The organism is Weissella sagaensis, assembly GCF_005405285.1.
Classification (GTDB): domain Bacteria; phylum Bacillota; class Bacilli; order Lactobacillales; family Lactobacillaceae; genus Weissella; species Weissella sagaensis.
Window position 1 is genome coordinate 67,728 of sequence record NZ_BJDT01000004.1, and the last position, 13,914, is coordinate 81,641.

Below are 13,914 nucleotides of genomic sequence, written 5' to 3' on the forward strand. Positions count from 1 at the left end.
GCTCTCAAAGTGATTGTAACATGTTTTCACTGTTTTTTTCATCATTTAATAATAATTTCACACAATGGTTAATTGTACCATAACTTTTCTGCATGGATAGGCAATTTTTAAAAATGAGCGTACAATTAATCATATAATTATTAAAGGAGAATTTTTTAATGACTGATAAACTCATGTCAATTCAAAATTGGCTTAACGAACAACAACTCGATGTTGCCTACTTTTCAGATTTCCATTCAATTGACTACCTAACTGGTTTTAATTCCGATCCAATTGAACGTGTCTTGGCATTATTTGTCTTCCCAGAAGACGAACCTTTTATTTTTGCACCGGCATTAGAAGTCGAAGCAGTCAAGAATTCTGGCTGGCAACATCCCGTATATGGTTACCAAGACCAGGAGAATCCTTGGACTTTAATTAGTGAGCATCTTCATGACCATACAAAACATACTGAAAAATGGGCTGTTGAAAAAGACCAATTGACCTTAAATCGTGCTGCATTTATTCAAACAGCTGTACCTGAAGTTAAATTCATTGGTAACCTATCACCATTGATGACAGATATGCACTTAATTAAGACACCTGATGAAATTGTTAAGTTGCACAAAGCAGGTGCTGATGCCGATCGTGCTTTTGAATTTGCTTTCGCAGCGCTAAAAGCAGGTGTTTCTGAACTACAAGTTATGGCAAAATTAGAATATGATTTAAAAGCTTCTGGTGTCGTTGGTATGTCCTTTGAAACACTTGTACAATTTGGTGCCCATGCTGCTGAACCACATGGTGATACTAGCAATAATACACTAAAATCTGGTGATTTAGCCCTATTTGACTTGGGAACAATTTACGATGGTTATGTTTCTGATGCCACTCGTACAGTCGCATTCCAATCAGTATCTGATCACCAACGTGATGTTTACAATGTTGTCTTAGAAGCCCAATTAACTGCCCAAAATGCTGCTAAGCCTGGTATGACTGCTAGCGAATTAGATGGTATTGCACGTAATGTGATCACAAAAGCTGGTTATGGCGACTACTTTGTCCATCGTTTAGGTCACGGAATTGGGTCATCTGTTCACGAGTCAATTCAGATTGCACAAGGTAACGATCTTATTTTGCAACCAGGTATGTCTTTCTCAATTGAACCTGGTATTTACATCCCTGGTGATTTAGGAATCCGGATAGAAGACTCTGTTATTATGACTGAAACTGGTGTCGATTCATACACCCACTCATCAAAAGAATTACGTATTATCGATTAAGATTATTTAATAATAAAAGCGCTAGTCTCAATATGAGGCTAGCGCTTTTAAATTGTGTAAAAAACGACTTACTTTTCGGAAAGATCAGATAATCCCTTGACTTCTGTTTGTGATAAACCAACATTAGGGTTTAAAATTTCAGGTTCTGCAGATGCTTCTGTCAATTCTTCAAAAGTCTCTGAATCTAGCGCATCATCAGTTGGTGACAAAACAATATCCTCTTCAGAATCATCTGTTTCATCTGATTTAACTTGATTCTTTAAATCATTAGCTTGACTCCGTAAGTCTGCTGCTTTTTCTTGTGCTGAAGCAATTAAATCATCAGCCTTTTCACGTAATTCAGCTGACTTATCCTCAGCCGAGGCTTTTAAATCTGCTACCTTTGTGTCAAATGCATAGCTTTTATCTGATACAAAGTCATCAGCTTTCTCACGAACAGAAGCAACAGCATCAGTCGCTGCATAGCTATAATCAACAACCTTATCACGTACGTCTGCAACAGTATCATCAAACTTTGCTTTTAAATCAGCTTGTTGTTCAACTGTCAACATCTTGTAATAACCGTATCCGGCTGCTGCTACCAAACCACCAAAGATCGTTCCTGCTAAAAATCCTTTTGTTTTTGACATAATATGATCCTCCTAATTTATCAACTATTCTGCTGTTTTATTTGCTTTTCTATTTTTCTTATGGTTCTTACGTGCGGTGTTAGCCGCAAATACAGCTGACGCTACTTTTGTCGTATTAGAACTTGCTGAACCCTTCACCTTACTGGTTAAATTAGATGTTGCTGCATTTAAATCTGATACTGAAGTACCCAAATCAGCAATCGCTTGGAATGCTGGATCAATCGTTGCAACTTTACCATTAACGTCGCTTAGTAATGTATCAACATTTGCCAATATATCATTAGCACCTCGAGCAATTACATCAACATCCTTTGTTAGCACACCCAAAGTTTGTGTTAATTTAACCAAAAACAATCCAATAAATAGAACCAACAATAATACCGCAACGGCTATAATTATTAGTGCGATTTGTCCACCTGACATGTATTCATTCCCTCCTAGTTCTCCATATAATCTTCATTTTACCGTGTTACATCATAACTGGCAATTATCATATTTTAATTAGTTACGCTGATTGATAGATAACCGTCTTTAAAATATTTATTTATCTAATGATAATTCATCAACTAGTGCTTCGAATTCATTTAGGCGTTCCTCAAACACGGCAAAAGTTTCTCGCAAGTAATCTGGTTTCGTCATATCAACACCTGCTTTTTTCATCACATCAATTGGAAAAGCTGATGACCCTGTTTTTAGATAATCTTTGTAGTCATTAACAGCCTGATCACCTTCATGTAAAATTTTATCTGCTAATGCAGTAGCAGCTGCAAACCCTGTACTATACTGGAAAACATAATAATTATAATAGAAGTGTGGAATACGTTCCCATTCATGTGCAATTTCTTCATCAACCGTTAATGTTGAACCATAATAATGCTTATTCAATTCACCATAGGCTTCATTCAAAATGTCTGCTGTTAATGGTGTGCCTTGCGCATCAGTTTCGTGCATCCATTGCTCAAATTCAGCAAATTGTGTCTGGCGGAACAACGTCCCTTTAACACCATCTAGGTATTGATTTAAGATATAAGCCTTTAATTTTTTATCTTCTACTGTGCGTAATAAATAATCAGTTAATAAGTTTTCATTGGTTGTTGACGCAATTTCAGCTAGGAAAATTGGATAATCACCATATTGATAAGGTTGATTTTCTCGTGTTAGGTATGAATGGACGGAATGACCCATTTCATGCACCAATGTACTCAAGTTATTAAGATTATCAACCCAGTTTAACAAAATATAGGGGTTTGTATCATAAGCGCCCCCTGAATAGGCACCAGAGCGCTTTCCTTTATTTTCAATGACATCAATCCAGCGATTATCAAATGCTTTTTGCACAATATCAAGGTAATCTTGACCTAAGGGAGCCAGAGCCTTTAATGCTTCTGCTTGTGCACTAGGATAATCAATATCATAATCTGGTTCGCCAAGAATTGGTGTATATAAGTCATATGAATGTAGTTCTGAGAGACCTAATAAACGTTTGCGCAAAGCCATATAACGGTGCAACAATGGTAAAGCCTTATTTACTTCTTCAACCAGTGTATCATACACAACTTCTGGCACATTATTAGCTGCTAAAGCCGCTTGTCTAGCTGAATCGTAATGATGAACATCTGCTAAATAATTGTGTCCTTTAACATGGTTCCCAATTAAAGAAGCAAAAGTATTATCCAAAGCCATATATGAGGCATAAAAGGTCTTGAAAGCATTTTTTCTAACTTCAGGTTTAACAGATTCTAGTAAGCGTGAATATACACCATCTGACAAAGTTTCTAATTCACCTTCATCATTTTCTACAGCATCAAAAGTAATATCAGCATTATCTAACATACCAAACGTTCGCTCAGATGCACCAAAGATATCACCAGCTGCTGCCAAAAGTTTTTCTTGATTCTCTGATAAGACATGACCCTTTTGCGTTAGAATATCATCAAAATAATGCGTATATTCTTGCAAACGAGGTTCTTGTGAAAAATAATCAGCTAACTGATCTGTTGAAAGTGATAATACAGCTGGATCAAAAAAAGAAATTGCAGCTGATACCTTAGCTGCTAATGACTCTGCTTTATTAATTAATCCTTGGTAAAATCCATTTGCTGTATCTTGATCTGATTTCATAGATGCATAGACATACAACGTTTCCAAATCACGCATTAGGCCTAGGCCATATTGTAATGCGTTATAAAGGTCTTTACCTGAATTGATTGCCGTTTGGGCAAAAAAATCAGCATTTACTAGTCGTTCATTTAATTCATCGTACGCAGTTTGCCAATCAGTATCACTTGCAAAAATCTTTGTTAAATCCCAAGTAGCTGATTCTGGTAACTCATTACGTAAAGGTAATTCTTTTGCCATCATTTTCCCTCATTTCAGTCTAATATATTGTTCATTTTACCATATTTCTAGTATATCATGAGAGAAAATTGGTCGTATCTATTTTTAATTTTGCTTGTAGTTTTTCTTGATACGTATTAAACCATTTTAATGTTCTAACTAACACAATTCTATCACCTGTCCTTTTGATTATCCCTCCTGATATCAAGTCATCTAATAAATAATTAAGCCATATTTTTTGAACTTTTTTAACTGATAAACAACCAAATCGTTGCCATGGAAACTCCGTCAGCAGCTTCATTAACTGAAACGATGTTCTTGGTTGTTTTTCTAAAGTAAGTAGTACGCGTATAATAACCTGCCACTGTGCAACTTTCAGTCCACCTGGCAGTGAGTATTGGGGATGACATTCCCATGGTATGCCAATCACTAACCGTTTTATTTTATATAGTTCATTTTGAATAGGCCAAACTTCAGGCTTTGATTGCATAACTGCTTGTTGTAGTTTCAGCAATTGCTGTGGTTGATTAGCCATCATTTGCCGTTTTAACACCCTTGATTTACCATCTATCTGCCACCAAGCTTGCCAAACAATTCCCTTCGTTGGCTGCCAAAAAGCAACTTGTAATTGTTGCTGATAGATTATAGCAAACTTAGCAATCGTTCTAGCTTGTAGTCGCTTATTTTGATAATTTTCACCTAAAATCCAAATAACTTTATAATTTAATTGACGATAACCTTTTGTTCGTGCTCGCACCTTTTCTAGAGAAATTGTTGCACACTGAAATTCAATAACAAACCAATCTTTACCTTTTCTAACCATTAAATCAGGGCGTTGCTTAATTTGACTAAGCCATGGTTCTAATCTAACTTCATCATATTTTTGTTTTAACAGTGTAAACAATGCCAGTTTACCTTGTAAATGATTAACCGTTTCTCCTTCTGCACTAACATCACAATTACTTCCATTGATATGGGCAAAATGCGGTATATTAATGTTGCCTTTTTTTAACTGTACACGTGCTTTACAACCTGGACAATAATATATTTCACTATTACTAGCTTGCGTTGCTTGAATCAACTGATCATTCTCTATTATTTTAGCAATTAACATCTTACATGCCTCCAAACAATAAGGAGCATCTATGACGGTATTATGTCCAAAAGTCTTTTGTAAATTTTATTTAATACAGATAAGATAAAAAATCTCGCAACGTCAATATCATGTCAACGTTACGAGATTTTTCATAAATATTACTAGCCAAAATAGGTTGCAACATTCGTCATTGCATCATTTTTAAAAATTATTTGCCCGTGCTCAATTAAAACATCAGGTGAAATATCAGGTATTTGTGCAAATTCATAAGCCATTGCCTTTAAATCTGCCATTGTATAATTATATTCTAAAGATTCATGATCAATCTTGATAACATAGAAGAACTTTTCTTGATACTTAACTAACTGACTACCAAATGCAAATTGTTGTTTTGCCATATTTAATGAAAATTGAATAACATTCTCAAAATTATCAAATTGCAAAACTAAATTTTGCTCTCGTGCTATATCAGAAAAACCTACTGAATCAACAAGATTCTGTCTTTGTGTTGCTTTAATTTTTTGTGCTTCTTCCTTTGTTAGTTTTTGCGTACTACGTGGTTTAGAATCATCATTATCCAGCAATGCATCTAATACCTCATCTGAGACATCATCTTCAGCATCACTTATATCGCGTTTCCCTAGCACTGAATTAAGCATACCTTCCATGACAGACTTATCATCAATATTTTTAGAAATGAATAATTCTAATCCATTTTTATTAGGCAAAACTTGGAAAGTTACTGCTTCATTATTTTCAAAGTCACCTTCAATATCAATTTCTTCTAAAATACTATAAAAGAACTCTTCAATTTTATCTTGGTTGCCCAACAAATCAATAACTGAAATATTCCGTTCGGCTAAATCATCATTTGTGACTACGACCCGGATTGTATCATCATTTATTCGTTCCATTTCCATAATGGGCACCCCTTTCTTCTCAATTACGATGAGAACACTCTTCAATAAGACATTATACCAAATTATCTGTCTTTTAGTTGCATACATTAGAAAAAAGTTGATGTGTTTCATGACATCAACTTTTTTCTAAATTATTTTTGTATATTATTAAACGTTACGCCTACAAATCAACTAAAGCAGTAACGCGTGCCAATTCTTCTTGACGCATTTCATGCGGTAAGAAACGGCGAATTTCGTCTTCATTATAACCAACTTGCATTCTTTTTTCGTCCATAATCAATGGTCGTTTTAATAATGCGGGTTCTTCATGTAATAGATCGATTAGCACACTTAGCGACATATCATCCAATTTAACGTCTAACTTAGTAAACAACTTTGAGCGTGTTGAAATAATTTCTTCCGTTCCGTCTTCTGTCATTCGTAAAATATTTTTAATCTCATCTCGTGTTAATGACTCTTTGAAGATGTTTCGTTCTTGATAAGAAATTCCATTTTCTTTTAGCCAGGCACGGGCCTTTCGGCATGAGGTACAACTAGGTGATGTATATAACGTTACCATAATGGCCTCCTCTCGGCACTACAATGATTCGACTATTCCTTATAGACTCCATTATAACGGTATTGTGTCAAACATGTAACCCTTTTTTGTTAAATATCTGTAATAAATTAAAAAAATCTCATTAAAAAGCCGAAACTAATCATAACTCATAGCATTATCTATCAACTGATTTAGCCGTCCAATTAAAGTTTGCATCTTTTGTTCAAGTACTTTTATTTTTTTATAACTACTTCTTTGATCAATTTTAACGGCAGTAGTAATGGCAATTAAATGCTGCTGGACTTGTTGTAACTGCTGAATATTTTCTGTACTTTCAGATACTTGCAGAGACGTATTCTTTTTATGTCTATAGCCTATTTGTTTTTGGCTAAATAACGTTAATGTCAAAATAAATTGATTCTGCCACGCAGCCAATACAGTATTAAAATTAATACTAATTTCATCAATTAAGCTTTGATTATTAGCTTTTAATGCTTGTATTTGAACCGATTGGTTGGCAATAAGACGACTAGTTAAATCCAAATTTTTAATTCGTGCTAGCAATAACTTCTTAAATTGATCTAACTGTTGAATTTGTGTAATTTCTGTTATCTTAATCGCACTTGGTAATTCCCTTTTTTCAATATCCGTCAATTTCATGGCCGCACCAGCCTGAGAGATGCTTATTTTTTTAGCATACAATTCATTTTCTTGATATACACTGGTTAACCACTCATTTTCATTAATCATTTCCTGTTGAAACACATGTAACTGATTAGATATTTCCGCAACATCAGCGCTTATCTGTCGATACTGCTCTATTAATGCATCTACCGTCGCTTGCATATTATTAAAAACATGAGCCAAAAAGCCTTGTTGAATTGGCATTAATTGGTTGGCATCAATTTGGTCTATCACTGGTTTAAGCATATTTAGCGCATCATTAATTCCAGAGTGAATATCCTTTACATGACTAGTCATCGTAATTTTTTGATAGAACTCTAACAAATTTTTTTGGGTTGCTAACCCATATTCCAAGATTGATTTGTCATTATTTGCATCTAAGCTCTGCGCTAATTGTAATGCTTTAACTCGTTCCTTTGGGGTTAATTTTTTATAATTAGTAGCCTCATCACTAGTTGGTAAGGTATGTTTTTCCAACATTTTTTGCCCCCATACCCGATTTATTTAATTACTATTTCCTATTTTTTGCTGTATCCATTACTGAATGATTATTTTTTGTCATTTCTGTATTAGGATGTTCTTCAGCAAAAATAAACTCAGTACGCTCTTCTTGATGTTCCAAGTCAGCCAGATGACGACGTGACCAACGATAAACAATTAAGACTATAATCATCAAACCGATTGCAACTGATTGAATAAGAATACCAAGTGTATCATCATGATAAACTAATAAATTACGTAACATAGCTGTAATACCAATATACATAAAATTTTCTAATGAAATATGATTTTTCAAAAAATATTCTTGTGTCAAAACAACAAATTCAAAGAACAAAAAAGTTTCTAAAATTAAGCGTGTAATATTATAAAAATTCTCCGTTAGATCAACCTGCCAAAGTAGCTGTGCTAATTGCCAGACGTCCTTCAAAAAGAAACCAAACATAATAATTCCAAGTACTAACATACCAATACCTAATACGACATTGTAGCTTTTTTCAAGATGTTTATTATTCATTCTAACGCCTCCATTATTTATTATTTTATCAAATACGTGTAATAAGTTATCACAATTTGCCCAAATAAAAACTCTAGTGTCCTTTTAATTAGGGTACTAGAGTTATCAAGCAGTTATTTACAACAATCAAACTCGGCTGATATTAATCAAATATCAACTGCTAACTGCTTTCATTATAACAGAAAACAGTTGTGAATAATTGCATTAAATCTTTTGTTTTGAGAAAGCCGCAAAACTTAATTGCTTTGATCGTAAATTATATTGACTATGTTTATAACGATCAAGTGGGAAATTCGACGTTAAACGCCATTCAGTAAAGTTCTTTTTTAGTTGCCATGTTGATAAAATCACAATCTCATGATTATTATCGATACGCTGTAATACATATGAGCTAATAAAACCTGGCGTACTAATCGCAAAAGTCTCATTATTAAAACGACGTAGGAAGTTATCTCGTTCCAAATCGTTTAAAGTAATAGAAATAAAGCTCATCCAACCACGTAGCTCATCTGTTTGACCATGACTTGAAAGCACTTTATAAGTCGTTGGCACTGCAAAACTTGATTGTTCGTTTTCCGTTTTTTCTAAAAGTTCGTAACGTTGCGAATCGGCATCATCACGCATTAACAATAGCTCTCGCTGCGAATTTTGATTCCTAATATTTTGTAACACTGCACGTGATCCGAATGTTTCATGTATGTACTCAGTCATAATAAATCCCCCGTTATCCTTTGTGATAATACATTTATAAAATGAGCATCAAAAAGTTAATTGATTAGGCGTTTAAGGCAATGTTAACCAAACTAATTGCTGCAATACCATTATTTAACATATGCACAGCCATTGAATATTGAATTTGCTTAGTCTTTTTATAAACAACTGCCAAAGCAATTCCCATCAATGAATACTGTAATAACGCAAACCATTGAAAATCTTGGAATACATGAAAGTAACCAAATAAAATACCTGACAAAATGACATTTAGCCACCAAGGACCTGACTTAAAAAAATAATTAAGAACAATTCCTCTAAAAATTAATTCTTCAACTAATGGTGCAACAAATACCGCTAATACCACAACAAAAATTAATGCTGCGCCACCTTTTCCAGCCATACTTTCCAGCGCCGCTTGATTACTAGCAGTAATTGGTTTATGTGATATTAATGTCTGTAAGAGCAAGGTAACCATCCCTGCACCTAAAATCATAATATAACCATATACCACCCACATTAACTTATCAGCGCGAAATGGATGTAACCCTGTTTTTGGTGCTTTTTTTCTAACAGCATAAGCCAAAATTTTCACCGTTATAAACGTTAAGATTGCTGCAACAACAACCATTGTGATAATTGCAATTGGATTATTGCGATCAACACGTAACCAACTTACAACTCCTAGTTTACTATAAGTACTGCCTATTTGGATAATAAAGTCTAAAATTATACCAATAACTAACCAAATAACACCCATTATCAGTGTATTTAATCCTTCAATTTTTTTCATTTTTATCCTCCTGCTTTTTCTTTTGTAAGGCTAAGGATAAACGTGTCATCAAGCCAGTTGCCAAAATAAATAATATCAAAAGCACACTGAAAATCAACCATGTTGGCCAATCAAAAAAATTAGCAATCCAGGTAAATCCTACAAAAACGGCCATGACAATGACACTTGCGCCAATTTGAATTACAACTCGCATTTTATTATTCACCTATCAATACAAATTGATTTAATACTTCTGCAATCGCCCCTTCATTATTTGTGCGTGTTGTGACAATATCAGCCATTTCTTTTACTGCAGTAATACCATTTGCAACGCTAATACCAAGTCCGGCAGCCTTAATCATTTTCAAATCATTATTATTGTCACCAATAGCCATGATTTCGTCCCTTTTGATGCCAAGCTTTTCACCTAATAATAATGAGGCTGTACCCTTATCCACGCCTTTAAGATTAAATTCAACATAACGATCAGAAGAATATGTTGCTTCAACTTGATCAATACCAACACTATCAATCACAGCATCGTAAATTTGGTGACGAACTTGCATATCTGAATGTTCAAAAATAACTTTCATAATTGGCTGTTGCCTGTTTAAAAATGATAAATCGGGCGTTTTTAATTCTACATATGCCACACCACGTGTCGCTAAATATTGTCTGTCTGAATCACTTACATTATAAATAAATAACTTATCGATGGTATAAATATGAACATCAACTGCTTCATTAATCAAACCTGCTTTAAAAATTTGTTTGGCCATCGTCAACGGCATATCTTGGGTCGCAATAATCTGATTATCTTTATTTTCCACAATTGCTGAACCATTAAATGAAATGACAAATTGACCAACTTGATCATATAAATCAAGTTGTTTGAGCATTTTTTGCACGGATTCAAATGAGCGACCTGTATTAGGAACGAATTTAAAGCCTTGCGCCGCTGCTTTTTTTACTGTTTGTACATTTTCTTCATGAATTGTGCCATCGTCATTTAGAAATGTTTCATCTAAATCCGACACTAACATTTTATAAGTCATTGGTTTTCCCCTTTAAGTATGCATGCTTGTCTTTATTCTAACAGAAAATTTTGATTTACTTATCATCATATTCGATTAATTTTTTATTATCTGTTAATGTTTTTTTGACTTCGCGCGCTTGCTATGGCAATATATAAGACAAGTTTAATATAAGGAGATACTTTTATGCGTAATTTTATAAGCGAATTCCGTGACTTTATCATGCGTGGTAATGTAATGGATCTTGCTGTTGCTTTCATTATGGGAGCTGCTTTTCAAACTGTTGTTAAATCCGTTGTTGATGACTTAATCATGCCATTAATTGGTATTATTACAGGATCAATTTCATTTTCAAATATTGTTTGGCATGTCGGATCAGCTGATATTAAAGTCGGTTCATTCATTGGAACACTAATCACCTTTTTGCTGACTAGTTTTGCCGTCTTCCTAATTCTAAAAGCAATTCGCAAAGCACAAGCAATTGCAAACAAAAATGCCGAAGAAGAAGCTGTTCCTGAAACCGAATTAGTCGTGTTACAAGAAATTCGCGATGCACTAGCAGAAAAGAAAGATTAATATTTATTTTCACTATATTATTAAAAAAGAACGCCCTTATATCAGCATTTATGCAGATAAGTACGTTCTTTTTATTTTGTCAAGCCGTTGAATTTATTTCTAATATTGGCTAATATAGTTAACAGCTGATAAGCTCACTCATGTACTTTTTATTAGATGAGTATTTAGAGAAAATATAATCCTGAAGGAAGAAGGACTACCATGGTGATTATCACAGCTGGTATGATCGGTGTTGGAAAAACAACACTAACTGATTTGATTGCAAAACATCTTAACACGCAGGCTTTTTTTGAACCTGTTGGTGAAAATCCCGTGTTACCCCTTTATTATGCAGATCCCAAGCAATATGGATTTCTGTTACAAATTTACTTTTTAAACAAGCGTTTTGCCATGATAAAAAAGGCTTTATCTGACGACAATAACGTATTGGATCGATCAATCTATGAAGATGCTTTGTTCACACAAGAAAATCATCGTGAAGGAAACATTTCTGATGCCGAGTTAAAAGTTTACATGACTTTGTTAGACAATATGATGTCTGAAATTCAAACAATGCAAAAAGGCCGACCTGATTTAATGGTCTTTGCTAATGCAGACTTTGATACAATCCTATATCGTATTAAAAAACGTGGTCGTGACTATGAGCAATTTGAAGATAATGATGAACTACGTCAATATTACTTTAAAATGTGGTCAGCTTATCAAAAATGGTATAAAGATTACGATGCATCACCAAAAATGACCATTGATCTACAAAAATATGATTTGGAGGATGAGGCTAGTCGTAAAATCGTATTACAACAAATCGACGATCGTCTAGCAGCTTTATCTGAATAACGTGTGCATTATTACACAAAAAGGCGAGGAACAAATTTATCTGTTCCTCGCCTTTTTAATACCACTTAATTATTTAAAATTATATACACCAACAAAGTCAGGCAAAATCTCAGCGTCGGCTAGTGACACGATCTGTGCCTTTTGACCTGGTTGTGAAGCAATTACATATTGACCATCACCAATATAAATAGCCACTTGCCAAGATGCGCCATGACCACCCCAGAAGAGTAGATCCCCTGGTTGTGCCGTTTGCATAATGTCGACACTAGATTGCCCATCGGTTGTTGTGACATGTGCTTCTTGGGAAACCGTATATCTTGGAATATTAACACCTGCTTCATGATATGCTCTCGCAGTTAAACCAGAAGAATCTAAGCCAGATGTGGTTTTACCACCCCATACATACGGAATTTGTTGTTCGGCAAAATTTTTAGCACTAGTAACAATATTTGCTCGCTGATCAGCTGTCAACGCAGTAACCGTTTTAGTTTGACTGATAGTTTGTGTCTCATTATCACTTTGATTAGCAACACCACTATTATCTTGCGTGCTAGTTGCATCTAATGAATTTAACACAACATCCCCATTAGACATAGTTGTTGCTGCAGGAGCCTGTTTTGGTGCAGCAACCCCTAATGACTGAACAGCTACCTTGTTATCTGGATTATCATCAACAGTAGCAGCTGATTGCATCGTCACTGTTGTATCATGATATGCCTGTTGTACAGGTTCACTTGCAACTGATGGATCAGTAACACTATTGCTAGAGTATGCTGTTGCATCATCCGTCCCTTGTACAGCTTGATCCGTGTATCCTTGGTCCGAAACTTCAGAAGATGGTTCAACAACTGTTGTATCAACATAGCCACCATTGGGTATTGACAGTGATTGTCCAATACTTAACATGGTTGTATCCGCATTCGGATTAGCAGCTTGTAAAGCATCAATTGAAACACCATTATTGGCAGCAACAGTTGCTAATGTATCACCATCTTGAATCGTGTAAGATGACATTGCAGTAGATTCCGCAGCATCTGATTCTGAAACAACCGCATCTTCTGCAGGCGTCGCTGGTTGTTGCGTATCTGTTTCTGCAGTAGTTGAATCATCATAATATGATGCTGAATCTGCCGTAACATCAGATTGTGCACTTGATGCGCTAATCGCATCTGTCATTGCTTTAGATGCAACTGTATTAAGGTTACTTTTCGGTGATTTCACCTTCTTTGTTCCATCTTTAAACGTTGCTAATTTCGCATCTTTTGTGTGCTTTTCACGAAGAACATCAGATTTCATCGTTACTTGACTAGATTTCTCATGAATAAATGTTGCGACATTAGAAAATCTCCCAACTTGTTTTTCGTTGGATGTTACATTAATTGCTGTATTAACAGCCGCTTTTACATCAGGGATTTGTGTTGTTGCCACAACTCCTGCTGCACCAGCAATACCAGTGAAAAACAACTTAGTTGAAGCCTTTACCATAGGTCCAACTCCTCTCAAATT

Annotated in this window: 16 protein-coding genes; 3 read left to right on the forward strand and 13 right to left on the reverse strand. The window is 34.8% G+C overall.

The genetic code is table 11. The features are described from left to right. Window positions 1-158 precede the first annotated feature (158 nt). Entirely contained in the window at window positions 159-1,259 is a 1,101-nt protein-coding gene (locus FFM55_RS05140; RefSeq protein ID WP_042493420.1) for a M24 family metallopeptidase, read from the forward strand. Window positions 1,260-1,327: 68 nt separating this feature from the next. Here FFM55_RS05140 and FFM55_RS05145 read toward each other — a convergent pair whose 3' ends face one another. The 12 genes from FFM55_RS05145 to FFM55_RS05200 all read right to left on the reverse strand — a co-directional run bounded on the left by FFM55_RS05145 (window position 1,328) and on the right by FFM55_RS05200 (window position 11,016). Continuing rightward, window positions 1,328-1,888, reverse strand: a complete 561-nt coding sequence (locus FFM55_RS05145; RefSeq protein WP_042493419.1) for a prolipoprotein diacylglyceryl transferase — start codon at window positions 1,886-1,888, stop codon at window positions 1,328-1,330. A 24-nt stretch (window positions 1,889-1,912) separates the two neighbouring features. After that, window positions 1,913-2,311, reverse strand: a complete 399-nt coding sequence (locus FFM55_RS05150; protein WP_042493417.1) for a DUF948 domain-containing protein — start codon at window positions 2,309-2,311, stop codon at window positions 1,913-1,915. Window positions 2,312-2,428: 117 nt separating this feature from the next. Beyond that, complete coding sequence (gene pepF, locus FFM55_RS05155; RefSeq protein ID WP_137600644.1) at window positions 2,429-4,246, reverse strand: oligoendopeptidase F; 1,818 nt, start codon at window positions 4,244-4,246, stop codon at window positions 2,429-2,431. Between the two features lie 55 nt (window positions 4,247-4,301). Then, a complete protein-coding gene (locus FFM55_RS05160) occupies window positions 4,302-5,339 on the reverse strand; it encodes a competence protein CoiA (protein ID WP_137600645.1) in 1,038 nt (345 codons plus the stop codon). A gap of 143 nt (window positions 5,340-5,482) precedes the next feature. Further along, window positions 5,483-6,241 carry an adaptor protein MecA gene (locus tag FFM55_RS05165; protein ID WP_042493415.1) on the reverse strand — a complete coding sequence of 253 codons (759 nt, stop codon included), beginning with the start codon at window positions 6,239-6,241 and terminating at the stop codon, window positions 5,483-5,485. 160 nt (window positions 6,242-6,401) lie between these two features. Next, entirely contained in the window at window positions 6,402-6,800 is a 399-nt protein-coding gene (spx, locus tag FFM55_RS05170; RefSeq protein WP_137600646.1) for a transcriptional regulator Spx, read from the reverse strand. A gap of 135 nt (window positions 6,801-6,935) precedes the next feature. Continuing rightward, on the reverse strand, window positions 6,936-7,943 hold the full coding sequence (locus FFM55_RS05175; protein ID WP_137600647.1) for a toxic anion resistance protein: 1,008 nt from the start codon (window positions 7,941-7,943) through the stop codon (window positions 6,936-6,938). A 31-nt stretch (window positions 7,944-7,974) separates the two neighbouring features. Next, on the reverse strand, window positions 7,975-8,478 hold the full coding sequence (locus FFM55_RS05180) for a phosphate-starvation-inducible PsiE family protein (RefSeq protein WP_042493410.1): 504 nt from the start codon (window positions 8,476-8,478) through the stop codon (window positions 7,975-7,977). 204 nt (window positions 8,479-8,682) lie between these two features. Next, window positions 8,683-9,189, reverse strand: coding sequence for an antibiotic biosynthesis monooxygenase family protein (locus FFM55_RS05185; RefSeq protein WP_042493408.1), 507 nt, complete (start codon window positions 9,187-9,189; stop codon window positions 8,683-8,685). Between the two features lie 64 nt (window positions 9,190-9,253). Continuing rightward, entirely contained in the window at window positions 9,254-9,982 is a 729-nt protein-coding gene (locus FFM55_RS05190; RefSeq protein ID WP_042493407.1) for a CPBP family intramembrane glutamic endopeptidase, read from the reverse strand. Further along, window positions 9,969-10,175 carry a hypothetical protein gene (locus tag FFM55_RS05195; protein ID WP_042493406.1) on the reverse strand — a complete coding sequence of 69 codons (207 nt, stop codon included), beginning with the start codon at window positions 10,173-10,175 and terminating at the stop codon, window positions 9,969-9,971. The genes FFM55_RS05190 and FFM55_RS05195 overlap by 14 nt, the downstream gene beginning before the upstream one ends. A gap of 4 nt (window positions 10,176-10,179) precedes the next feature. Beyond that, complete coding sequence (locus tag FFM55_RS05200) at window positions 10,180-11,016, reverse strand: Cof-type HAD-IIB family hydrolase (protein ID WP_042493405.1); 837 nt, start codon at window positions 11,014-11,016, stop codon at window positions 10,180-10,182. A 165-nt stretch (window positions 11,017-11,181) separates the two neighbouring features. On the opposite strand from FFM55_RS05200, the gene mscL reads away from it, so the two are divergent. Together mscL and FFM55_RS05210 are read left to right on the forward strand one after the other, a co-directional pair. Continuing rightward, window positions 11,182-11,571: a large conductance mechanosensitive channel protein MscL gene (gene mscL, locus FFM55_RS05205; RefSeq protein ID WP_042493403.1), complete on the forward strand. Its 390-nt coding sequence runs from the start codon at window positions 11,182-11,184 to the stop codon at window positions 11,569-11,571. A gap of 201 nt (window positions 11,572-11,772) precedes the next feature. Beyond that, the gene (locus FFM55_RS05210; RefSeq protein ID WP_042493402.1) at window positions 11,773-12,408 is read left to right on the forward strand and encodes a deoxynucleoside kinase; all 636 of its coding nucleotides are present in this window, start codon (window positions 11,773-11,775) and stop codon (window positions 12,406-12,408) included. 69 nt (window positions 12,409-12,477) lie between these two features. Here FFM55_RS05210 and FFM55_RS05215 read toward each other — a convergent pair whose 3' ends face one another. Next, the gene (locus FFM55_RS05215; RefSeq protein WP_042493400.1) at window positions 12,478-13,893 is read right to left on the reverse strand and encodes a C40 family peptidase; all 1,416 of its coding nucleotides are present in this window, start codon (window positions 13,891-13,893) and stop codon (window positions 12,478-12,480) included. Between the last annotated feature and the right edge of the window lie 21 nt (window positions 13,894-13,914).